The following is a 21,319-nucleotide window of genomic DNA, read 5'->3' as shown; positions in this document are numbered from 1 at the left end:
TCGGACTCCAGTGGGTGCCCGGCAACCCGCGCCGTGGTTGCCATCGCAACCTATGAGATCGGCGCAATGCAGGCTTTGCCCATCGACACCAACGGAACACGCCGATGCGCACGAACGCCTCCGTCACCCATCACGAGCACCTGCTCGGCCCGGCCCTGCTGTGGCTGCTGGCCGGCGGCCTGCTGTTGCTGACCACCCTGGTGCCGGCGCACACGCGTGAGCTCGGCTGGACGCCCGCTTTTTGGCTAGTTGGCGCGCCGCTGGTGATGCTCCTGGCTCTGGAGCCGGCGTTACCGCGGCAGCTGCTTGGGCTGGTGCGTCCTCGTCGCCGCATCACTTCGCGGCTGATCTGGAACTAAAGAATTCACTTGGCAGTGGATGGCCGCGGCCGGAGTGCTGCGGTGTGGGCCTTCTGCGATGGCTTGGGATGGCGGGCACCTCGCAGGGACGGCGCGAAGGATCGCGCTGGCGTGACGGCAGTCCACGGATGGACTGCCGGAATCACCCCGTTTGCCGATAGCGCTCCATCAGGGGCATGGCGGCCTGTCAGCCAGCCATGCCCAGCCGCTTGCGCTCCATGCGCCGCAGGAACTCCTGCATGACGCGGCGGTACAGGTCCTCGCCGAGGTAGGCATCTTCCACACCGGCATCGATCGACGGGTTGTCGTTCACCTCGATCACCACCGGCTTGTCGCCCACTGGCTTGAGGTCGACGCCGTAGAGACCGTCGCCGATGGCCTGTGTGGCCTTGAGCGCCAGCTTCACCACTTCAGCCGGCGCGTCGCGCACGGCGATCGTTTCGAAGCCACCCGATTTGGCCGTGCCCTTGGCGCCGTGGTTGTAGATCTGCCAGTGGCCGCGCGACATGTAGTACTTGCATGCGTACAGCGGCTCGTTGTTGAGCACGCCGATGCGCCAGTCGTATTCGGTGTAGACGAATTCCTGCGCCAGCAGCAGCGCGCTGTGCTGGAACAGTTCGGCGGAGGCTTTGCCCAATGCCTCTTCGCTTTCCACCTTCACCACGCCACGCGAGAACGAGCCGTCGGGAATCTTCAGCACCAGCGGATACCCCAACCGCGCAGCGACGTCCTTCAGGCCCTTGCTGTCGTCGCGATACAGGATCTCCGTGCGCGGCACGGCGAGCTTGCGCGCCACCATCAGGTCGTTGAGGAAGATCTTGTTGGTGCAACGGAGGATCGAGGCCGGGTCGTCCATCACCACCATGCCTTCCTTCTCCGCGCGATGCGCGAAGCGGTAGGTGTGGTTGTCGCTGGCGGTGGTTTCGCGGATGAACAGGCCGTCGTACTCGGCCAGGCGCTGATAGTCGTTCTTGCCGATCGGGTCGACTTCGATGCCCAGCTCCTTGCCGGCAGCGATGAAGGATTTCAGCGCCTTCTTATTCGACGGTGGCATCTGCTCGGCCGGGTCCACCAGCATGGCGATGTCGTAGCGGAACCGCTTGCGCGCCTTGGGCTTGCGCCACAGCTTTTTGCTGAAGCCGTCCAGCTCCTCGGCGAAGGCGTCTTCCTGTGCATCGTCCAACGTGTGCAGGCCCACCGGCTTGATCGCGCTGATCTGCCACACGCGGTCGCGTTCGAACTCGATGCGCAGCAACGGGCACGGATAGGTTTCGAACACCTGGCGCGCAAGATCCTGCAGCGCGGGGTAAGCGGTCTGCCCGAAGTAGACGAGGATGCCGAAGTCGGTGGTGTCACGGCCGCCGGCAGGCAGGAAGTGGGTGAGCTTGGTGCTCAGGTCCTCGATGTCCAGGCCGTACAGCGAGCGGCGGCGCAGGTCGTTCACCGTGCGCACGGACGGCATCACGCGGTGGCCGCGCGCCTCCGCCAGCAACGACACGTAGTAGCCGGTGCCCAGGTATTTGTAGCTGCGGCAAAGGTTGATGACGTGCGTACGCTCGTCGTCACCGCCGACGGGCTCGCGCAGGTAGTCCATCGCAGTGACGACGTCGACGGACGGATAGTAAGAACTCCAATCGGAGGCCTTCTCGACAACGATGACGAGACGGGTCATGACACCTCTGTCTGATGGAACACAGGAGTGTCGTCACGCGAGGGACGGGGCGGCACCGCACAAGGCGCGCAGTGTGGCACAGGAATGACCGCTGCACTGAAGCTCGCCTAAATGCGCCACAGGTCACGATTGCCGCGGGGGGTCTCGGGGGCTAGAGTGCGCCGCTTGGCTTACCGGCGCCCGACGAGATCCACTGCTGATGACCCCCATGCCCGCGACCGCGGCCGTGCGCGTGCGCCGTGCCGAACTCTCCGATCTCGATGACCTGGTCGCGCTGGAAGAGAACAGCTTCACCACCGATCGCCTGAGCCGGGCGCAGTACCGCCGCCACCTCGACAGCGAAACGGCGCAGGTGCTGGTGGCCAGCGCCAATCACCGCCGCTTCCTGGGCACCGCGGTGGTGTTCTTCCGCAAGGGCTCGCAGGTGGCGCGGCTGTATTCGATCGCCACGAGTGCGATGGCACGCGGCAAGGGCGTGGGTTCCGCGCTGCTGGAAGCGACCGAGCACACGGCGAAACGCCGCCGCTGCAAGTCGCTGCGACTGGAAGTGCGCGCCGACAATGATGTAGCGATTCGGCTGTACGAGCGGCTGGGTTATGCGCGCATCGGTCGCTACGAGCGCTATTACGGCGATGGGGCCGACGCGTGGCGGTATGAGAAGAAGCTGGCGTGACGAACTTTGCTCCCTCTCCCCTCCGGGGAGAGGGTTGGGGTGAGGGGCGGGTGCTCGCGACAGGGCCTCGATGAAACCCGCTTCGAGCTTGCCTCATCGCAAGATTGACCCCTCACCTCGGTCCTCTCCCCAGAGGGGAGAGGAAGACAAAGAGCCTAAAACGGCTGCGCAATGCGCTGCTCGGTCGCCTCATCCGGCCTGGCCACCAACGCCCCCGTGCGCATCAGACTCACCGTGTAATGTCCTTGGTCCACCAGCGGCAAGAACACGCCGCTGCCGAACAAAACATCCACATCGGGCACCCAGCGCGGGTATTGCTTGTGCAGGTCGAGCAGGTCGAAGGCGCCCGCCTCGCGGAAATCGATCACCGTGCGTAGCGCGTGGGTTTCATCGGCCGGGTCGTCGTAGCGGCCAGAGACGCGGTCCAGGCGGTACAGCGGCGGCAGGCCCGCCAGCATGGCCGGCAGTTTCCATTTCAGCACTACCGCTTCCACGCGCCAGGCATCGCCAGCCAACGACACCTGCCGCGTGGCGCCATCGGGCCAGTGCAAGGTGAGCGACCAGCGCTGAGGCGAGAGGATGTGTGCATCGATGTCCGCCACTGGCGTCTCTTCCGACAGCAGGCGATAGCCGCGCAGGGTGAAACTCACGCCCGCCAGCAGCAAGGTCATGGCAAACCCCACCAGCAGCAGCAGCGCCCGCCAGACCGCCGCCAGCCGTCGGCCGTCATGCATGCGCTGGCGCAGGGCCACCAGCTGTACCAGGGTAAACAACAGCGCGATCACCGCCAGGATCAGCAGGATCGTCGTGGGCAAGCGCAGCAGCGCGGTCCAGTCCATCTTCGTACTTCGTTACTTCCGTACCGCGCGGGGCGGCGACGGCCGCATGATAACGGCTAGCCGGCGGAAACGACGCGGCTGTGCTCTCTCAAGCGCTTGGCTCGCCACGATTTTGAGGGTTCCCTATACTGCCCCCGTCCCTGCCGGAACCTCTCACATGCGCCGATCCCTCCTGTTGCTTCCGCTGTGCTCCGCTCTTGCCTTGCTCGCCGGCTGCGGCAACAAGGGGCCGCTCTATATGCCCAAGCCCACGCCGGCACCCGTTGCGGCACCGGTGGCTCCCGCGCCGGCGGCGCACCCGGCCGGACCGGCACCCGTGCATGGTTTCGTGACCGACATGAAGGCGTTCGACGATTTCATCGCTACTCATCCGACGCCCGAGCAATTTCGCGCGGCGTATCCGGAAGTGCAGCTGGTGTTGCCGGGCAGCATCGCCACGCGCGAATTCCGCAACAACAACAGCCGCTACTTCGCCGAGCTGGACAAGGACGGCCGGATCACCGGCGGCAAGTTCATGTGATGAAACTGCCCTTTTCCAAGATGCATGGCATCGGCAATGACTTCGTCATGCTTGATTGCCGTAGCCAGCCGTTCGCGCTGAACGACGGGCAGATTCGCGACATCGCCGACCGCCACACCGGCGTCGGCTTCGACCAGCTGATCAGCATCGAACCGCCGCGAGATCCGTCGTGCGCCTTCTACTACGGCATCTGGAACGCCGACGGCACGCCCTCGGGCCAGTGTGGTAACGGCGTGCGTTGCGTGGCGGCCTGGCTGCATCGTGCGGGTGAGCTGGCGATCGGCGACACGGTGCGGCTGGAGAGCCCGTCGGGTCCGGTGACGGTACGCCTGACCAGTCCCGGCGAAGTCACCGTGGACATGGGCGAGCCTTCGTTCGATCCACAGCAGATTCCGTTCCGCGCCGACGTGGCGGCGGACCGCTACGCCATCGAAGTGGGCGACGAGGTGCTAGAGATCGGCGCGGTGTCGATGGGCAATCCGCACGCCGTGGTGGTGGTGCCCGATCTGCGCGCGCCATCGCTGTTCCGCCTCGGCCCCTTGCTGACCACACATGAGCGTTACCCCACGGGCGCCAACGCCGGTTTTGCGCAGGTGGTCGATCGCGGCCGCCTGCGTCTGCGCGTCCATGAGCGCGGCAGCGGCTGGACGATGGCCTGCGGCACGGGCGCCTGCGCCGCGATGGCGGTGATGCGTGCCCGGGGCGAAGTCGACGAGCGCGTGCGCGTCGAGCTGCCTGGCGGCATGCTTATCATCGACTGGGCCGGGCCGGGTCAGACCTTGTGGATGACCGGGCCGGCCACCTTCGTGTTCGAGGGTGAATGGCTGGGTTCGGCAGCGACACGTTGAAAGTCGACACCCTGACATCGCACACTCGGACCCGCGACGCATCGACCCCGCTGAGGTAACAACGCATGTCAGACACCGCACTCGCCGACACCCTGAGCGCCAGCGACGTGGCGGCCTACCTGCGCCGTCATCCGGAGTTCCTCATCGACTATCCCGACCTTGCGGCCCAGCTCACGCTGCCGCGCGAACAGGGTCCGGTGGCTTCGCTGGCGGTGTACCAGCTGCAGAGCCTGCGCGAGAAGAACGCCGAGCTGGAACGCCAGCTCGCTGGCCTGATCGCCATTGCAGCGGACAACGAACGCCTGATGCAGCGCGTGCACGACCTCAACGTCGCCGTGCTGCGCGCCACCACGCCCGCGGTGGCGGCGCGCAGTGTGGTGGCGCGGCTTGCCGAGGATTTCCAGACTGATCAGGTGCGCCTGGTGCTGTTCGGCCCGATCGGCCTGCCGCCAGCTGACTGGCTGGTGCATGTGCCAGGCGGGCGTGCGGCCGTGCCGGAGTTCGCCGAGTTCCTCGCGCATCACGAGCCGGTGTCTGGCCGCCTCTCGGCCGAACGCTTGTACCGGCTGTTCGGCGACCACGCGCCGGAAATCCGCTCCAGCGCGATCATGCCGCTGGGCGAGTTCGGCATCCTGGCCATCGGCAGCGGCGATGCGGACCACTTCCAGCCTGGCATGGGTACGTTGTTCCTGAAGATGATCGCCGCCACCGTGACCGCCGCGCTGCGCCGTTCGCAGGAAGGCGTCTGACGGCGGTCATGATTCCAGCCGAACAGGTCGATGCGTGGCTCACCCGGCTGGCGGGCGAGCGCAAGGCGTCGGCGCATACGGTTGACGGCTATCGCCGCGACCTGGCCAAGCTGCTGCGCTGGATGGAGACACAAGGCGTCGCCACGTTCGATACGCTCGAACCCAATCGCATGCGCAGCTTCGTGGCCGCCGAACATCGAGGCGGCCTGTCGCCCAAGAGTCTGCAGCGGCTGCTTTCGTCCTGCCGCAGCCTGTTCCGTCAACTGACCCGCGAAGGCTTGCTCGCGCACGACCCGCTGGCCGGCGTGCGCGGCCCCAAGGTGCACCGCAAACTGCCGCAGGTGCTGGACGTGGACGAGGCCACCGCGCTGGTCGAAGCGCAGGGCGAAGGCGCGTTGAACCTGCGTGACCGCGCCATGCTGGAGCTGTTCTATTCCTCCGGGCTGCGCTTGTCTGAGCTGACAGGGCTGCACTGGTTGGACCTGGATCTTCACGCTGGCGAAATGCGCGTGCTCGGCAAGGGCAGCAAGACGCGCATCGTGCCGGTGGGTCGCCATGCAGTGGCCGCGCTGCGTGCGCTCGGCGAAGCCGAAGGCATGGCGCCGGAGCAGCCCGTATTCCGCGGACGCGGTGGCGCACCGATCAACCCGCGTACCGTGCAGCTGCGTCTGAAGAAACTGGCGCTGATGCAGGGCATGCCCAAGCACGTGCATCCGCACTTGCTGCGCCATACGTTTGCCAGCCACATGCTGGAATCCTCCGGCGACCTGCGCGCCGTGCAGGAACTGCTCGGCCACGCCGACATCGCCACCACGCAGATCTATACGCACCTGGATTTCCAGTATCTGGCCAAGGTGTATGACGCGGCCCACCCGCGCGCCAAGCGCAAGTAACAGCGAGACAAGGCGCGCTTTTGGCTCCCTCTCCCCGTTGGGGAGAGGGTTGGGGTGAGGGGTCGGGCTTGCCTCAGTAAGGGATAGGGCGAAGGCCTGAATAGCAATGCTCCCGCGAGCACCCGCCCTTTACCACCTTTAGGTAGCTCACCTCATTCCTCTCTCGTTAGGGGAGAGGAGGAAGTGCACTTGGCACAGCGGCATATTGAAGGCCTGTCTTCGCGGCCCCACCTCTGTCGCTCAAGCTACTGCGGAGCCAATCCATGGAATCCTTTCACGCCACCACCATCGTCGCGGTGCGCCGCGATGGCCGCGTCGTGATCGGCGGCGACGGCCAGGTCACCCTCGGCAACACGGTGATGAAGGCCAACGCGCGCAAGATCCGCCGTCTGGGCAAGGGTGATGTGCTGGCGGGCTTCGCCGGCGCCACAGCCGATGCCTTCACCCTGTTCGAGCTGTTCGAGCAGAAACTGGACAAGCACGGCGGCAACCTCACCCGTTCAGCCGTGGAACTGGCCAAGGAGTGGCGCACCGACCGCCGCCTGGGCCGGCTGGAAGCCATGCTGGCCGTGGCTGACAAGGAAGCCTCGCTGCTGATCTCCGGCAACGGTGACGTGCTGGAGCCCGAGCACGGCCTGATCGCCATCGGTTCGGGCGGCCCGTACGCACAATCCGCCGCGCTGGCGTTGATGGAGAACACCGACCTGGACGCACGCCAGATCGTCGAGCGAGCACTGAAGATCGCTGGCGACATCTGCATCTATACCAACCACAACACCACGATCGAAGAGCTGTAAGCGCGCTTCGACGCCGTCATTCCAGCGAAGGCTGGAATCCAGTGCCTTTGCAGCGCATGGAAGACGCTGGATCCCAGCTTTCGCTGGGATGACGGGCAAGAAAGACCACATTCTCCGGTGACCCCATGTCCGAACTCACTCCCCGCGAAATCGTCAACGAACTCGACCGCTACATCATCGGCCAGCACGACGCCAAGCGCGCCGTAGCCATCGCGCTGCGCAACCGCTGGCGCCGCATGCAGCTGGAGCCGGGACTGCGCGACGAGGTGACGCCCAAGAACATCCTGATGATCGGCCCCACCGGCGTGGGCAAAACCGAGATTGCACGCCGGCTCGCATCGCTGGCCAATGCGCCGTTCGTGAAGGTGGAAGCGACCAAGTTCACCGAGGTGGGCTACGTGGGCAAGGACGTCGAATCGATCGTGCGCGACCTCGCCGACGTGTCCTACAAGCTCACCCGCGAGCAGGCCATGAAGCGCGTGCGCTCGCAGGCCGAAGACCGCGCCGAGGACCGCATCCTCGATGCGCTGCTGCCGCGCCGCCAGCAAGCCAGTGACTGGACTCACGACACCGCGCCCAGCCACGAACAGAACGAGACCCGCCAGAAGCTTCGCAAGCAGCTGCGCGAAGGCACGCTGGACGACCGCGAGATCGATCTGGATTTCTCCATGAACGTCGGCGTGGAGATCATGTCGCCGCCGGGCATGGAAGAAATGGGGCATCAACTGCGCCAGATGTTCCAGAACCTTGGCGGTGCCAAGACACAGCAGCGCAAGCTGGCCATCAAGGTGGCGCGTCCACTGCTGATCGAGGAAGAAGCGGCCAAGCTGCTCAACGACGAGGAAATCCGCGCGCAGGCCATGGAAGCGGCCGAACAGAACGGCATCGTCTTCATCGACGAGATCGACAAGGTCGCGCAGCGCTCCGAATGGGGTGGCGCCGGCGTGAGTCGCGAAGGCGTACAGCGCGATTTGCTGCCACTGGTGGAAGGCTCCACCGTGGCCACCAAATACGGCCCGATCAAAACCGACCACATGCTGTTCATCGCCTCGGGCGCGTTCTCGCTGGCCAAGCCATCGGACCTGATCCCGGAGCTGCAGGGTCGCCTGCCGATCCGCGTGGAGTTGTCGGCGCTGTCGGTCGACGACTTCAAGCGCATCCTGCGCGAGCCGCACAATGCCCTGACCAAACAGTACGTTGCGCTGCTAGGTACCGAGGGCGTGACGGTGGAGTTCACCGAGACCGGCGTCGACCGCCTGGCCGAGGTCGCTTTCCAGGTGAACGAGCGCACCGAGAACATCGGCGCCCGCCGCCTGCACACCGTGATGGAGCGGCTGCTGGAGAAGATCTCCTACGAAGCTGCTGACAAATCCGGCGAAAATTACACAATTGACGGCGATTATGTCGATAAAAACCTGGGAACTCTCGTCAAGGACGAGGATTTGAGCCGTTACATCCTGTAAACAAGGGGAAAGCCCCAGGCTGTTAAAATTGCACCCATGGGAAATGTGATTGAACTGAAAACTACCGGCCAGCGTGCCCAGTTGCGCGAAGCGCAGCAGAAGCACCAGATGATCCGGTTGTGGCGTGGCGAAATCGAACACGGCAGCTTCTGCGGCTACGTGGGCGGTGTTGGTCGTGAATTCTTTTTGCTGTGGGTTGTCGGTGACGGCATTACCTATGACGGCATGTACGTGATGCGCCATCGCGACGTCTCCGAGTTGGAGGCGCCGGACAAGCACGCGGTGTTCATGGAAAAAGCGCTGACCCTCAAGCACCTGATGCCGCGCCCGCCGCGAGGCTTTCCGCTGGATGACATCCGCAGCGTGATCCAGGCGGCAGGCGCCCTGGCGCCCGTGATCGGCGTGCATGTGGACAGCGAGGACGAGGCAGAGGTGTGCTACATCGGCCGCCTCATCAGCGTCGAAGAAGACGGCTTCAACATGCAGGAGATCTCGCCCGACGCGGAATGGCTGCGCGAGGCGTCATTCTTCTCGTGGGACGAAGTGTCCACTGTCAGCATCGAAGACGGCTACGCCACTTCGCTGCTCGCTGTGGCCGGCACAGCGCCGCCGCTGGAACAGGGCGACTCGGGCGTGGGCCACGCGCAGTAATCGCTGCCTGCGGTTTTCGATCCAATGAAAAGGCCGGCCCCAAGGGTCGGCCTTTTTGTTTTGCGCGACGCGTCTTAGCGCGTCGTCGCTGGTGCGGGTGTCGGCGACACCGGCGCTTTCACCGTTCGCGGCGCAGGAGCCACACCCTTCACCTGCTGCTGAAAGAAGTTCTCGATCAGGTGATACACATGGGCGCGCTGGCCCGGCAGGTTCAGGCCATGCTTGGCGCCCGGGTAAGCCATGAACTGGAATTGCGTGCCACGCTTCTGCAATTCGCTCATCAGCTCGGTGGAGTTGAGGAACAGCACGTTGTCGTCGGCCATGCCGTGCGCCAGGTACAGCTTGGACGTGAGGCCATCGAGCCAGGCCATCGGCGAGCTGCGCGTGTAGCCGGCATCGTTGTCCTGCGGGCGGCCCAGATAACGCTCGGTGTAGAACGTGTCATAGAGGCGCCAGTTGGTCACCGGCGCCACCGCCACGCCGCCGGCCAGTTCGTCGGACGCCTTGGCCAGCATCATGGTGGTCATGTAGCCGCCATAGCTCCAGCCGAACACGCCGATGCGCTTGCCATCGACCCACGGCTGCGACTTCAGCCAGTGGATGCCCACCAGTTGGTCGTCCACCTCGGCGGCGCCCAATTGCTGGTAGATAGCGTTCTCGAACTGGCGTCCGCGTCGTGCCATGCCGCGGTTGTCCAGCGTGAACACCACAAAGCCCTGATTGGCCATGTACTGGTTGAAGTAATCACCCCAGGCATTGGTGACCAATTGCGCGCTGGGGCCGCCGTAGGTCATGTCGAACACTGGGTATTTCCTGGTCGGGTCGAAACCCGCCGGCTTGTACAGGCGGTAGTACAGCGTCTGCCCATCCGCCGCCTTGAGCGTGCCGAATTCCGGCTTGATGAGGCTGTCGCGGTACGGCCAGAACGGGTGTTGCTCGTCGAGCTTGTTGGGCTCGATCCACGTCACGAGGCTGCTGTCCGGCTTGTGCACGCTGACCTGCGGTGGCGTGTCCACGCTGGAGAAATTGTCGAGATAGAACCCGGCGTTGGGCGCGAACTCTGCCGTATGCGTACCCGCGCCCTGGCTGATGCGCACCGGTGCCTTGGCGATGCTGCCATCGAGCCTGAGTGCATAGACCTGACGCTCGGGCACGGCGTCCTTGTTGGAGCTGACATAGACGATGCCCGCGTGCTCGCTCACCGCCAGCAGCCCATCGATCTGCCATTCGCCTTCGCTCACCGCGCGCTTCAACTTGCCGTCGAGGCCGTAGAGATACAGGTGGTGATAACCGCTGCGCTCGCTGCCCCACAGGAACGACTTGCCGTCCTTGAGGAAGGTCAGATCGTTGTTGAGGTTGATCCAGGTGTCGCTCGTCTCGGTGAGCAGGGTGCGCTGCATCAGCGTCTTCGCATCGACCAGTCGCAATTCCAGGCGCTGTTGGCTGCGTGGCATGCGCTGATAGGTGACGTGCTTGCCGTCAGGCAACCAGTTCACGCGGGTAAGGTAGATGTCGCTGTCTTTGCCCAGGTCGATCCAGCGCGGCTGGCCACCGGAGGGCGACACCAGACCCAGTTTCACCGCGACGTTGGGCGCGCCGGCAGCGGGATAGTGCTGGTCGATCACTTCGGTGTGGTCGGCATACAACTCGGTGCGCTTGGTCACCGGCACCTTGGCTTCGTCGTAGCGTTCGAAGGCGATGGCCGAATCGTCCGGCGCCCACCAATAGCCAGTGCTGCGGTCCATTTCCTCCTGCGCCACAAACTCGGCTTCACCGTTGTGCACGGCGCCGCCGCCATCGCGGGTTAGCTGCTTCGCTTCGCCACTGGTGAGGTCGATGACCCACAGGTTCTGGTCGCGCACATAGGACACGTAGCGGCCTTTGGGCGAGATCTTCGGATCGATCACGCTGTCGCCGATGTCGAGCAACCTGGGCGCAGCATCAGGCGTGGCCAGCGTGTAGACGTAGAGCTTGCCGCCGATGGGAAACAGCAGCTGCTTGCCGTCCGGTGACCACTGATAGCTGACGATGCCGTGCAGGCCCGCGGTGCGCTCACGTTCGCGACGCGCCTTCTCGGCATCGGAAAGTTGCTCGCCGTTCGGTTCGAGCTTTTTCGAATCCACCAGCAGGCGCGTCTTGTTGTCCTTGAGCTGGTATTCCCACAGATCCAGCTGGAACTGATCGTCAGGGCGCGCTCGCAGGAAAGTGACACGCGTGCCGTCCGGCGAAATCTGCAAGCCACGCGGCGCGGGGCCGGCCAGGCTGCCGCCATCAAAGATGCGTTCAATCGTGAGTTTTTCGGCCATAGTCGGCAAGGCCACCATCGTCAGGGCGGCAAAGAGGAGGGCGCGCATGGGTACTTCCTTGGGCGACGCATCGTACGCAAGAACAAGCGGCGATTAGAACGCGTCAGGTCCGTGGAAACCAGCGATTTGTTGCAGGGACAGCGCGAAAACAACCTGATGCAAGAGTCGGGCGCGATGGCGCCACTTTCGCTGGCGCAACCGACGTCCCCTCATCGCCATCCCCGCGAATGCGGGGACCCAGTGCCTCTCTGGCATCGAGCGAAGTGATTGAACGCCCGCTTTCGCGGGGACGACGATCAGAGTCTTAGCCCTTCGCGCCTTGCCCGAACAAGACCTTGCGCGCTGCCTCGTCCGTGGTCAGATCGAAGCGCCCCTTGATCTCCTCGCCCATGGCGTAAGCGCGCCTTGTGGCGGGACGCTCGCGGATAGCCTCGAACCAGACCTTCAGATGCGGGAAATCCTCCAGCACCATGCCCTGGTTCTCGTACCCCACGATCCACGGATAGGCCGCCATGTCGGCAATGGTGTAGTCCTTGCCAGCGATGAAGGCGCGGCCTTCCAGACGTTTGTTGAGCACGCCATACAAACGACGCGTCTCGTTGACGTAGCGGTCGATCGCATAGGGAATCTTTTCCGGCGCATAGCGGCTGAAATGATGGTTCTGCCCCAGCATCGGACCCAGTCCGCCCACTTGCCAAAACACCCACTCCAGCACCTTGTAGCGACCACGCACGTCGCTGGGAAGGAATCGCCCGCTCTTTTCGGCCAGATACTGCAGGATCGCGCCGGACTCGAACACGCTGATCGGCTCGCCACCATCGGCCGGCGCGGTGTCCACGATCGCCGGCATGCGGTTGTTGGGGGAGATGGCGAGGAAGCTGGGCTCGAACTGTTCGCCCTTGCCGATGTTCACCGGCTTGATGGTGTAGCGCAGGCCCGATTCCTCCAGGAACAGGGTGATCTTGTGGCCATTGGGCGTGGGCCAGTAGTACAGCTCGATCATGGGTCTTTCCCGATGCGGACGATCTTTTGATGTTCGGGGCGATAGGCTGTGATTCAAGCAGGACCGCCCCAGGCCACGCCAACCGTCAACGCCGGCGGTGGCCCCGCGTTCCCGTGCAAGCCCACGTCACCGGAGAGCCGCCCATGACCCGCCTTTACCATCTCGCCATACTCTCGCTTGCCCTGACCTTCGCTGGCAGCGCCTGGGCGCAGCAGACCACTCCGCCTGGTGCACCTACCGGCAAGCATCTGCACACGCCCGATCCGCAGCAGCAATTGGAGCGGTTGACCAAGCAGCTGCAGCTGAGTTCCGACCAGCAGGCCAAGATCCTTCCCATCCTGCAGCAGCGCGACCAGCAGCTGGATGGATTGCGCACCGACACCAACCTCAAGCCCGCCGATCGACGGACCAAGGTCGTGTCGATCATGCAGGACAGCAGCAAGCAGATCGACGCTGTGCTGACCGATCCGCAACGCGAAAAGATCAAGGCGATGCGCGAGAAGGCCATGGAGCGCATGGAGGAACGCCGCAACCAGAGCGTGCCGTCGTCGAGCAGCAGCAGCGGCTGAGCAAGGCCGATGCCTCTCAGTTCGTCATTCCGGCGAAAGCCGGGATGACGATCAAGAACGTACCTGTCCACATACCCCATCACGTATCCTCGTGCGATTCCCGCACAAGCAGTGATGGAGCAGTCATGACACGCATCGTCGTGGTCGGCAGCATCAACATGGATCTGGTGACGCTGGCACCTCGGTTCGCCGCTCCGGGCGAAACCATCCTCGGCGATCGCTTCCTTACCGTCCATGGAGGCAAGGGTGCCAACCAGGCCGTGGCGGCGGCACGCCTTGGCGCCGATGTAGCTTTGGTGGGAGCCCTTGGCGACGATGCGTTCGGCACGCAATTGCGCGATGGACTCGCGCGCGAAGGCGTCTCGCTGGACCACATCGCACGCATCGCCGACTGCAGCAGTGGCACGGCTTCCATTACCGTAGCAGAGGGCGAGAACCACATCATCGTGGTGCCCGGCGCCAATGCACGGGTGACTCCCGCTCAGATCGAGCATGCGCAATCCACCCTGGCCAGCGCCGATGTAATCCTCGTGCAGATGGAAATTCCGCTCGATGCCATCGAGGCGACGCTGCGGATCGGGCATCGCCTCGGCAAGCCGGTGATCCTCAATCCCGCACCTGCGCAGCCGCTGCCAGTCGAATGGCTGAAGCTCGCCCGTTATCTCACACCCAACCAGCACGAACTGGCGATCCTCCTCGGCGCTGCGGCAGATGAAGATTTTCGTTCATTGATGCAGCGCGCTCCCGCTCCGGTGGTGCTTACGCGCGGCGGCGATGGCGCGTGGTATCGCGACGGCGGCGAACCGGTGCATCAACCAGGCTTCAAGGTCGATGTGATCGACACCACCGGCGCGGGCGATACCTTTAACGCTGCACTCGCGGTGTTTCTGCGCGAAGGGTTGCCACAAGCGGTGCGCAAAGCCTGCGCCGCTGCCGCCTTGTCGGTGACGCGCCTGGGCGCGCAAGGCGGCATGCCCAGCCTTGGCGAACTGCATGCCTTTCTGTAGGAGCGCGCAGAGTGCGCTCCCGCAGAGACATCCGTTATTCCACAGGCCCCGGCGCCAGCACCTCACGTTGCCCGTTGATGCCCATTGACGACACCAGTCCGGCCGATTCCATCGCTTCGACCAGACGCGCCGCACGGTTGTAGCCGATGCGAAACTGGCGTTGCACAAACGAAATCGAGGCACGGCGCGAACGCAGCACGAAAGCGGCCGCCTCGTCGTAGAGCGGATCGAGTTCGGCATCCGCACCGTCCTCGTTGAACAATTCACCCGATCCTTCGCTTGGCGGTCCGGCCAGAATTTCGTCCTTGTAGTTGGGCTCGCCATAGAGCTTCAGATGAGCGACGACGCGGTGCACTTCTTCATCGGTGACAAAGGCGCCGTGGATGCGCTGCGGATAGCCCGTGCCCGGCGGCAGGAACAGCATGTCGCCCTGGCCCAGCAGGCTTTCAGCACCCATCTGATCCAGGATGGTGCGCGAGTCGATCTTCGAAGACACCTGGAACGCCACGCGAGTGGGGATATTCGCCTTGATCAGGCCGGTGATCACATCCACCGACGGTCGCTGCGTGGCGAGGATCAGGTGGATGCCGGCGGCACGCGCCTTTTGCGCAAGACGGGCGATCAGCTCTTCGATCTTCTTGCCGGCGACCATCATCAGGTCGGCCAGCTCGTCGATCACCACCACGATCATCGGTAACGTATCGAGCAACTCGGGAACTTCGGGATGCGCGGGAAACGGATTGAGCAATGGACGTCCAGACGTCCGGGCCTCGCGTACTTTCTGATTGAAGCCAGCGAGGTTGCGCACGCGCAGATCGGACATCACCCGATAGCGGTTCTCCATCTCCGCCACGCACCAGGCAAGCGCATTGGCGGCGAGCTTCATATCGGTGACTACCGGTGCCAATAGATGCGGAATACCCTCGTACACCGAGAGCTCCAGCATCTTCGGATCGATCATGATCATGCGCACGTCGTCTGGCGTGGCCTTGTACAACATCGACAGGATCATCGCGTTCACCGCCACCGACTTGCCGGAGCCGGTCGTGCCGGCCACCAGCATATGCGGCGCCCTGGCGAGATCGGCGACTACGGGCTCACCGGTGATGCCCTTGCCCATCGCCAGCGTAAGCAACGAGTCGGAGCCGCGGTATTCGGACGAGTCGAGGATCTCGGACAGAGCGATCATCTGTCGCTGCTCGTTCGGCAACTCAAGGCCCATGCAGGTCTTGCCGGGAATCGTCTCGACCACGCGTATGGACGACCGGCCGAGACCGCGCGCCAGATCCTTCATCAAGGCAACGATCTGGTTGCCGCGTACGCCGACGGCCGGTTCCACCTCGAAGCGCGTGATCACCGGGCCTGCCGATGCGCCAACGACCGTCACCGGCACCTTGAACTCGCGCAGGCGTTGCTCGATCAGCTCACCCGTCTCGGCAAGCTGCTGTTCGTCGATGGCTGCGAATTCCGGGCGCGGCGGCGCAAGCAGGGACAGCGGCGGCAACGGGGCGGCGGGGTGCTGGCGCGTCGTTGCAGGTGTTGCAGGTGTTGCGGGTGTTGCGGGCCTTGCTGCGATAGCGTCTTCGCGCGCGGCAAGCTGGTCATCGTTGGCGGCCCGGTAACGACCAGGAGCCAGCGATGCGCTTCGCACGAGCTGTGGTGCGGGTGCGGGTTCTGCCCCGATACCATTCCAGGCGGCGTCGGCCGTTTCCTCAGCGTCCGCTTTCGCTGGTGCTTGTTCGAGGACGTCATCTGATGCGGGCTTCAGTGTCAGGTCTTCCGTTTGGACGTCTATTTTTATCGGCTCGGGTAGTACATCAACTACCCTGGCCGCGGTCGCCGCAGTCATAGCGACCGTGGTTGGAAAAGAGACCGATGAACTGTTGTTCGCAACGGTAGCCGCAACGCGCGCCACTGGTGCGGGCGTTGCCAGTCTTGCGCTTTTTGGCAACAGCCACGGTTCGCGTATTACGTGCTCGCGTACTGCGGGACGACGTGGATAAGACGCAGCGGGCCGTGCCACCGGCGGCACGGAAGCGGCATGCTCAACCGTCGGCACAGGTGCGGCCGCGACGGTGGTGCGACGAGGCGGCTTGTTCGCGGTGCGACGAGTTCCTGACGCAACGCGATCGGCACGACGCACGGCGCCGCGCGTATGTCGCGCATCGTGGCGCCTATTCCATGTTGTCGCGATCCACTCGACAGCTGGCGTCAACAGCACTGCCAATCCACCGACGAGCACGGAGACTCGCTTGAATGTGGCCAGCCATGGCGTGCCCAAATACCAGGGCAAGGTCACCGCCAGCAGAGCGAGCATCAGCAGGCTTGTCAGTGCGGTGCCGAGCGGGTCACCGATGCCGCTGGCAAGCGCTCGGCACACGACGCCACCCGCCGCTGGGTTGTCGGTGTAGTGCGCGACCACCTGTCCTTCGAGCGTCGCGCTGGCAAGCAACACCAGGAGTGCGCCAATCCAGAACCGGATCGTGCCTTCACCACTGAATGACGGTCGCCGGCCCTTCAATAATGGCCGAGCCGCGCGCCAGACCAGGGGAATAAGCCAGAGGGTGGAGAGCCCGAAAGCGCCAAAAAAGAAGGTGAGCATGCTTGTGTGTGTACGGATCGGGCGCGTGCAAACTCAACATGTTAGCGCCACTGACTAACAAACGGCAGCAGAACTCGGTGTTACGGGCTGTTTTTCCCGCAACTGCGACTATCCAACGACGCAGCACGTTGCCTGCGAGAACGCGCTTCCAGCGGTCTAGGCTCGATGCCTTCAGTGCCTTGGAGGTGTCTGGCAAGCATGGCTGGCGCTGGGGTCGGCCTGGGGAGCGCGGCCGCAGGCATAACAACTTTGTTCCCCAATTCCGCGTAGGATGGCTGGGACTTACAACCAGCAAGGTTGAGCTTTACCGCCCCGGCGGGACCAGCCGCGACCGTCATGACTCAGAACCCTGATCTCACTTCGTCACAATGGGCACTGCTGCGAGGTATAGGGGTGTGTTGTCCGCAATCGGTAAGCGTCATAGGACATTTTGACGATCTTCGCCGGCTGATTGCGGCAAGGCTCGTTGTACTGAAACGCACCCAGGTAAGCCTGACGTCGCGGGGCAGTGAGGCCCTGTGGTATCACCGCATGCATTGAGGTTGTTGTGATTACCTGTCAGGTCGAAGGCATGAAGTGTTTCGATTAGTGCACGGCTCGCCGGAGAGCGGGAACTGCGACTGGCGCCCTTTTGGAACGAGGAGTTCTGCCCGAATGAATAAAACACCAAAACCCGTGTCAGCTGCTGCCATCCACTCGGTCTATGCTGGCTCGAAGGCGATCGAGGTCGTCGACGAAAAGAAGACGTTCAAGTCGACGTCGCACTTCAGTCGCGATCCGTCCCATACGGGTCACGCACCGACGGCTCCGAAGGTCGATAAGGGCCCGTTCCGCCGCTGATACGCTCGGCGGCCTTTCCTTGCAGACGCTCCCTGTCCATGCGATTTGGACGTCTGCGAGTGTCCGACGTTGCCGCCAGCCTCGCCAGGAATGGCAACTTCGCAGAGCTGCCAATCCCATCTAAGCTCGATCTTTCCACGCCCGCGTCAGACCCGCGGCTGCCATAGCCGCATTGGTGGTCGACGTTCGCATCGAACGAGGTTTCCCGACTGAGTGGCCGCTCATGCCACCATTGGGACAGATATCTACTTGCCGATGCAGAACGAACTGAAGATGGCGCCCAGTAAGTCGTCGCTGGTGTAGGTGCCGGTGATTTCGCCAAGCGCGTGCTGGGCCTGACGCAGTTCCTCGGCGGCGAGTTCGCCGGCTCGGGTGGCAACAAGCGTGGTGTGTGCGCTTTCGAGATGGGCTGATACTTGTTCCAGTGCCAGCACGTGACGTCGGCGTGCGCTGAAGGCACCTTCGCCGCTACCGGCACCCGCCAACTGCTTGAGATGCCCGCGCAGCGCGTCGAGACCAGCACCGGTTTTGGCCGATGCCCAGACCCAGATGGAATCGTCGCGCGTCTCGTAGCGTGCTTCGCTGTGTTCAAGGTCGATTTTGTTGACCAGCACAAGGCGTTCGACGCTGGCTGGCAGGTCGGCAAGCAGGGCCAAATCGTGTTCCGCATGCTGCGCTTCGGTGACCAGCAATGCGACGTCGGCGCGTGCAAGTTCGCCGTGCGCGCGGCGCACGCCTTCGCGTTCCACTGGATCATCGGTCTCGCGCAACCCCGCGGTATCAGCCAGTTCCAGCGCGATGCCATCGAGGCTTAGCTGTTCACGCAACACATCGCGCGTAGTGCCGGCGATATCGGTGACGATCGCGCGATCGCTGCCGGCCAGCGCATTGAGCAGGCTGGACTTGCCAGCGTTTGGACGTCCAATGATGGCGACGCGCAAGCCGTCATTGAGTCGCACGCCACGCTGCGCTTCGCGCAGCAGTCCAGCGAGTTGCGCACGCAGCGCGTCGAGCTGCCGCATGATGGCCGGATCGGCGAGGAAATCGATTTCTTCCTCGGGAAAATCGATCGCAGCCTCGATGTGCACGCGCAATGCGATCAGTGCCTGCAAAAGCTCGTGCACCTTGTGTGAGAACACGCCTTCCATCGATCGCATCGCAGCGCGCGCGCCAGCCTGCGAACGCGCGGCGATGAGGTCGGCGACGGCCTCGGCCTGGGCGAGATCGAACTTGCCGTTGAGGAAGGCGCGCTCGGTGAATTCCCCCGGTCGCGCCAGTCGCGCACCCATCGCACACACTCGGCGCAACAGCGCATCGAGCAGCACCGGGCTGCCATGGCCTTGCAGCTCCAGTACGTGTTCGCCTGTGTAGGAGGCCGGGGCTGGGAAATACAGGAGCAAGCCGCGATCGATCAGCCCACCGTCGCGTTCGCGGAACGCGGCGAAGTGTGCGTGGCGCGGTTGCGGATCTTTGCCCAGTAACTCGCAAGCGATGGCGGGCGCCGCGGGGCCGGAGACGCGCAGCACGCCGACACCGGCGGCACCCGGTGCGCTGGCGATGGCGGCGATGGTGTCGGTGGAGGTCATGGGATTCATTATGGCGGCTAGGCGTTCTGTCGACGAAGCGCTCGACGCTTCCTCACCGTCATCCCTGCGAAAGCAGGGATCCAGTGCCTTCGCAACGCAACGGCAGTAGTAAAGACGCTGGATCCCTGCTTTCGCAGGGACGACGGCGTGACTGGGGGCAGCCTCCGAAGAAAAAGGCCGCATCAGCGGCCTTTTTCTCCGAAGTCTCGCGACAATCAGGCCGCCTTGGCCTTCTCGTCCGCGCGCTCGACGCTACGCGTGATCAGCCACTGCTGCGTCAGGCTGGTGATGCCGTTGACGACCCAGTAGAGCACCAGGCCAGCCGGGAAGAACAGGAACATGAAGCCGAAGACCACCGGCATCACCTTCATCATCTTTTGCTGCGCCGGGTCCATGCCTGCCGCGGAAGGCGACAGCCACTGGGTGGCGAGCATCACAAGGATGTAGATCACCGGCAACACGAAGAACGGATCGGGTGCCGAAAGGTCATGGATCCAGCCGAAGAACGGCGAGTGGCGCAGCTCCACGCTCTCCATCAGCACGCGATAAAGACCGAAGAAGACCGGCATGGTGATCAGCACCGGCAGGCAGCCCGACATCGGGTTGACCTTCTCCTTCTTGTACAGCTCCATCATGGCCTGCTGCATCTTCATCTTGTCTTCGCCGTAACGCTCCTTCAGAGCGGTCACGCGCGGTTGCAGCTTGCGCATTTTGGCGCCGGAGCGGAACTGCGCGGCGGTGAGTTTCCACAGCCCGGCCTTCAGCAACAGCACCAGCAGGATGATCGCCACGCCCCAATTGCCGCTGATCGCGTGCAGTTGCGAAAGCAGCCAATGCAGCGGCTGCGCCACGATGGTGAGCCAGCCGTAATTGGTGGTGAGGTCGAGACCCGGCGCCACCGTGTCCAGCGTGCCCTGCAGCTTCGGACCCATGTACAGGCGAGACGCCGTGGTCGCGCTTTGGCCAGGGGCGACGCTGAGCGATGGACCGATCGCGCGGATCAGGTACATGGGCTGGGCAGTGTCGGGATTGATGACACTTGTGCTGTACGTATTGGCTTCCTGCCCCTGCGGAATCCAGGCTACGAAGAAGTAGTGCTGCAACATCGACGCCCAGCCACCAGTGATGGCATGGTTCAACGGCTTCTTGGCGAAGTCGGTGAAGGACAGCGTGGACATCTTGTCTTCAGGGCTGTACCAGGCCGCACCGTAGAAGCTGTGCGAAGACGGGTCGCTGAAGTTCTGCCACCAGCTCTTCTGCTGCACCGGCGCGACGCGCTGCAGCTGCTCATAGGCATTGCCCTGCCAAGCGATGCTGCCAGTGTTGTCGATCTTCTGGCCCACAGTGACGGCGTAGCTGCCGCGCTTGAGCGTGTAGGTCTTGGTGACCTTGAGGCCTGCAGCGTCGGCCCAGGTGAGGTCGACCTTCAACTCGTCCTGGCCTTGCGCCAATGCATAGCTGGTCTGCGCGGCCTGGAACACGGCGCGATGATCGGGCGCTGCACCTTGGTTGCTCACCAGGCCGGTCTGCGCCACGAAGTACTGCGCTTGCTCGTCATCGAGCAGGCGCACCGGTGCGGGATTCGGATCCTTCTTGGTGCGCGGCTCTGCCGGATAGTTGAGCAGTTCCGAACGCACCACGCTGCCGCCACGCGTATCCACGGTGAGGCGCAACAGGTCGGAGCTCAACGTGACCAGCTGCGCGGATGCCTCATTGACGGTGCCCGGCACAGCGGCCGGCGCCGTCGACGCGGTGGCGCCCGGTACGCTGCTGTCGGCAATCGCCGGCGTGGCGGCGGTGGACGACGAGGCAACGGCTGCCGACGGTTGCGGGCTGTAATCCTTCTCCCAGGCCATGAACAACAGATAGGCCACAGCCAGCAGGGCGAAGATGAGGAACGTACGCGTTTGATTCATCGCGGAGCAGATCCGGTGGATGCCGC

Annotated in this window: 19 protein-coding genes; 12 read left to right on the top strand and 7 right to left on the bottom strand. The window is 63.9% G+C overall.

From position 1 onward, the window contains the following. The first annotated feature begins 104 nt into the window (after positions 1-104). On the top strand, positions 105-359 hold the full coding sequence (locus AC3CBN_RS04785; protein WP_488635678.1) for a hypothetical protein: 255 nt from the start codon (positions 105-107) through the stop codon (positions 357-359). A 187-nt stretch (positions 360-546) separates the two neighbouring features. On the opposite strand, the gene AC3CBN_RS04780 is transcribed toward AC3CBN_RS04785, so the two are convergent. Then, positions 547-2,031 carry a RimK family ATP-grasp domain-containing protein gene (locus tag AC3CBN_RS04780; RefSeq protein ID WP_488635677.1) on the bottom strand — a complete coding sequence of 495 codons (1,485 nt, stop codon included), beginning with the start codon at positions 2,029-2,031 and terminating at the stop codon, positions 547-549. A 199-nt stretch (positions 2,032-2,230) separates the two neighbouring features. On the opposite strand from AC3CBN_RS04780, the gene AC3CBN_RS04775 reads away from it, so the two are divergent. Then, the gene (locus AC3CBN_RS04775) at positions 2,231-2,704 is read left to right on the top strand and encodes a GNAT family N-acetyltransferase (protein WP_488635676.1); all 474 of its coding nucleotides are present in this window, start codon (positions 2,231-2,233) and stop codon (positions 2,702-2,704) included. A 155-nt stretch (positions 2,705-2,859) separates the two neighbouring features. Here AC3CBN_RS04775 and AC3CBN_RS04770 read toward each other — a convergent pair whose 3' ends face one another. Further along, positions 2,860-3,543 (bottom strand): hypothetical protein, encoded by a 684-nt coding sequence (locus AC3CBN_RS04770; protein ID WP_488635675.1) that lies wholly within the window; start codon positions 3,541-3,543, stop codon positions 2,860-2,862. Between the two features lie 157 nt (positions 3,544-3,700). Between AC3CBN_RS04770 and lptM the strand changes: the two genes are divergently transcribed. The 7 genes from lptM (at position 3,701) to AC3CBN_RS04735 (ending at position 9,464) form a co-directional block, all read left to right on the top strand. After that, positions 3,701-4,063 (top strand): LPS translocon maturation chaperone LptM, encoded by a 363-nt coding sequence (lptM, locus tag AC3CBN_RS04765; RefSeq protein ID WP_488635674.1) that lies wholly within the window; start codon positions 3,701-3,703, stop codon positions 4,061-4,063. Further along, a complete protein-coding gene (gene dapF, locus AC3CBN_RS04760; RefSeq protein ID WP_488635673.1) occupies positions 4,063-4,911 on the top strand; it encodes a diaminopimelate epimerase in 849 nt (282 codons plus the stop codon). Before lptM ends, dapF begins: the two co-directional genes overlap by 1 nt. A 65-nt stretch (positions 4,912-4,976) precedes the next feature. Further along, positions 4,977-5,660 carry a DUF484 family protein gene (locus tag AC3CBN_RS04755; RefSeq protein WP_488635672.1) on the top strand — a complete coding sequence of 228 codons (684 nt, stop codon included), beginning with the start codon at positions 4,977-4,979 and terminating at the stop codon, positions 5,658-5,660. Between the two features lie 8 nt (positions 5,661-5,668). Continuing rightward, positions 5,669-6,553, top strand: a complete 885-nt coding sequence (xerC, locus tag AC3CBN_RS04750; protein WP_488635671.1) for a tyrosine recombinase XerC — start codon at positions 5,669-5,671, stop codon at positions 6,551-6,553. Positions 6,554-6,816: 263 nt separating this feature from the next. Then, positions 6,817-7,350: an ATP-dependent protease subunit HslV gene (gene hslV / locus AC3CBN_RS04745; protein WP_488635670.1), complete on the top strand. Its 534-nt coding sequence runs from the start codon at positions 6,817-6,819 to the stop codon at positions 7,348-7,350. A gap of 125 nt (positions 7,351-7,475) precedes the next feature. Next, a complete protein-coding gene (hslU, locus tag AC3CBN_RS04740; RefSeq protein WP_488635669.1) occupies positions 7,476-8,813 on the top strand; it encodes an ATP-dependent protease ATPase subunit HslU in 1,338 nt (445 codons plus the stop codon). Between the two features lie 36 nt (positions 8,814-8,849). Next, positions 8,850-9,464, top strand: coding sequence for a hypothetical protein (locus tag AC3CBN_RS04735; RefSeq protein ID WP_488635668.1), 615 nt, complete (start codon positions 8,850-8,852; stop codon positions 9,462-9,464). 74 nt (positions 9,465-9,538) lie between these two features. Here AC3CBN_RS04735 and AC3CBN_RS04730 read toward each other — a convergent pair whose 3' ends face one another. Continuing rightward, a complete protein-coding gene (locus AC3CBN_RS04730) occupies positions 9,539-11,818 on the bottom strand; it encodes a S9 family peptidase (RefSeq protein ID WP_488635667.1) in 2,280 nt (759 codons plus the stop codon). A gap of 256 nt (positions 11,819-12,074) precedes the next feature. Then, positions 12,075-12,773, bottom strand: a complete 699-nt coding sequence (locus AC3CBN_RS04725; protein WP_488635666.1) for a glutathione binding-like protein — start codon at positions 12,771-12,773, stop codon at positions 12,075-12,077. 143 nt (positions 12,774-12,916) lie between these two features. Between AC3CBN_RS04725 and AC3CBN_RS04720 the strand changes: the two genes are divergently transcribed. Together AC3CBN_RS04720 and rbsK are read left to right on the top strand one after the other, a co-directional pair. Next, a complete protein-coding gene (locus tag AC3CBN_RS04720; RefSeq protein ID WP_488635665.1) occupies positions 12,917-13,342 on the top strand; it encodes a hypothetical protein in 426 nt (141 codons plus the stop codon). 125 nt (positions 13,343-13,467) lie between these two features. Beyond that, on the top strand, positions 13,468-14,349 hold the full coding sequence (gene rbsK / locus AC3CBN_RS04715; protein ID WP_488635664.1) for a ribokinase: 882 nt from the start codon (positions 13,468-13,470) through the stop codon (positions 14,347-14,349). Between the two features lie 34 nt (positions 14,350-14,383). Here the strand turns inward: rbsK and AC3CBN_RS04710 are convergent, their stop codons facing one another. Then, a complete protein-coding gene (locus AC3CBN_RS04710) occupies positions 14,384-16,951 on the bottom strand; it encodes an FtsK/SpoIIIE family DNA translocase (protein WP_488635663.1) in 2,568 nt (855 codons plus the stop codon). A gap of 654 nt (positions 16,952-17,605) precedes the next feature. Here AC3CBN_RS04710 and AC3CBN_RS04705 point away from each other — a divergent pair. After that, on the top strand, positions 17,606-17,791 hold the full coding sequence (locus AC3CBN_RS04705) for a hypothetical protein (protein ID WP_488635662.1): 186 nt from the start codon (positions 17,606-17,608) through the stop codon (positions 17,789-17,791). Positions 17,792-18,036: 245 nt separating this feature from the next. Here the strand turns inward: AC3CBN_RS04705 and mnmE are convergent, their stop codons facing one another. Both mnmE and yidC read right to left on the bottom strand, forming a co-directional pair. After that, a complete protein-coding gene (gene mnmE, locus AC3CBN_RS04700) occupies positions 18,037-19,386 on the bottom strand; it encodes a tRNA uridine-5-carboxymethylaminomethyl(34) synthesis GTPase MnmE (RefSeq protein WP_488635661.1) in 1,350 nt (449 codons plus the stop codon). Between the two features lie 206 nt (positions 19,387-19,592). Then, positions 19,593-21,293 carry a membrane protein insertase YidC gene (gene yidC / locus AC3CBN_RS04695; protein WP_488635660.1) on the bottom strand — a complete coding sequence of 567 codons (1,701 nt, stop codon included), beginning with the start codon at positions 21,291-21,293 and terminating at the stop codon, positions 19,593-19,595. Positions 21,294-21,319: the final 26 nt, after the last annotated feature.

Source organism: Dyella sp. OK584 (assembly GCF_057787755.1).
This window is presented reverse-complemented; position numbering and strand designations above follow the sequence as displayed.

Bases quoted from the DNA above. Each gene is read 5' to 3' on its own strand.
- AC3CBN_RS04770 (WP_488635675.1), bottom strand. From the start codon at position 3,543: ATGGACTGGACCGCGCTGCTGCGCTTGCCCACGACGATCCTGCTGATC.
- hslV (WP_488635670.1), top strand. From the start codon at position 6,817: ATGGAATCCTTTCACGCCACCACCATCGTCGCGGTGCGCCGCGATGGC.
- AC3CBN_RS04775 (WP_488635676.1), top strand. From the start codon at position 2,231: ATGACCCCCATGCCCGCGACCGCGGCCGTGCGCGTGCGCCGTGCCGAA.
- xerC (WP_488635671.1), top strand. From the start codon at position 5,669: ATGATTCCAGCCGAACAGGTCGATGCGTGGCTCACCCGGCTGGCGGGC.
- AC3CBN_RS04780 (WP_488635677.1), bottom strand. From the start codon at position 2,031: ATGACCCGTCTCGTCATCGTTGTCGAGAAGGCCTCCGATTGGAGTTCT.
- yidC (WP_488635660.1), bottom strand. From the start codon at position 21,293: ATGAATCAAACGCGTACGTTCCTCATCTTCGCCCTGCTGGCTGTGGCC.
- lptM (WP_488635674.1), top strand. From the start codon at position 3,701: ATGCGCCGATCCCTCCTGTTGCTTCCGCTGTGCTCCGCTCTTGCCTTG.
- AC3CBN_RS04785 (WP_488635678.1), top strand. From the start codon at position 105: ATGCGCACGAACGCCTCCGTCACCCATCACGAGCACCTGCTCGGCCCG.
- hslU (WP_488635669.1), top strand. From the start codon at position 7,476: ATGTCCGAACTCACTCCCCGCGAAATCGTCAACGAACTCGACCGCTAC.
- rbsK (WP_488635664.1), top strand. From the start codon at position 13,468: ATGACACGCATCGTCGTGGTCGGCAGCATCAACATGGATCTGGTGACG.
- AC3CBN_RS04705 (WP_488635662.1), top strand. From the start codon at position 17,606: ATGAATAAAACACCAAAACCCGTGTCAGCTGCTGCCATCCACTCGGTC.
- AC3CBN_RS04725 (WP_488635666.1), bottom strand. From the start codon at position 12,773: ATGATCGAGCTGTACTACTGGCCCACGCCCAATGGCCACAAGATCACC.
- AC3CBN_RS04730 (WP_488635667.1), bottom strand. From the start codon at position 11,818: ATGCGCGCCCTCCTCTTTGCCGCCCTGACGATGGTGGCCTTGCCGACT.
- AC3CBN_RS04755 (WP_488635672.1), top strand. From the start codon at position 4,977: ATGTCAGACACCGCACTCGCCGACACCCTGAGCGCCAGCGACGTGGCG.
- AC3CBN_RS04720 (WP_488635665.1), top strand. From the start codon at position 12,917: ATGACCCGCCTTTACCATCTCGCCATACTCTCGCTTGCCCTGACCTTC.
- AC3CBN_RS04710 (WP_488635663.1), bottom strand. From the start codon at position 16,951: ATGCTCACCTTCTTTTTTGGCGCTTTCGGGCTCTCCACCCTCTGGCTT.
- AC3CBN_RS04735 (WP_488635668.1), top strand. From the start codon at position 8,850: ATGGGAAATGTGATTGAACTGAAAACTACCGGCCAGCGTGCCCAGTTG.
- mnmE (WP_488635661.1), bottom strand. From the start codon at position 19,386: ATGAATCCCATGACCTCCACCGACACCATCGCCGCCATCGCCAGCGCA.
- dapF (WP_488635673.1), top strand. From the start codon at position 4,063: ATGAAACTGCCCTTTTCCAAGATGCATGGCATCGGCAATGACTTCGTC.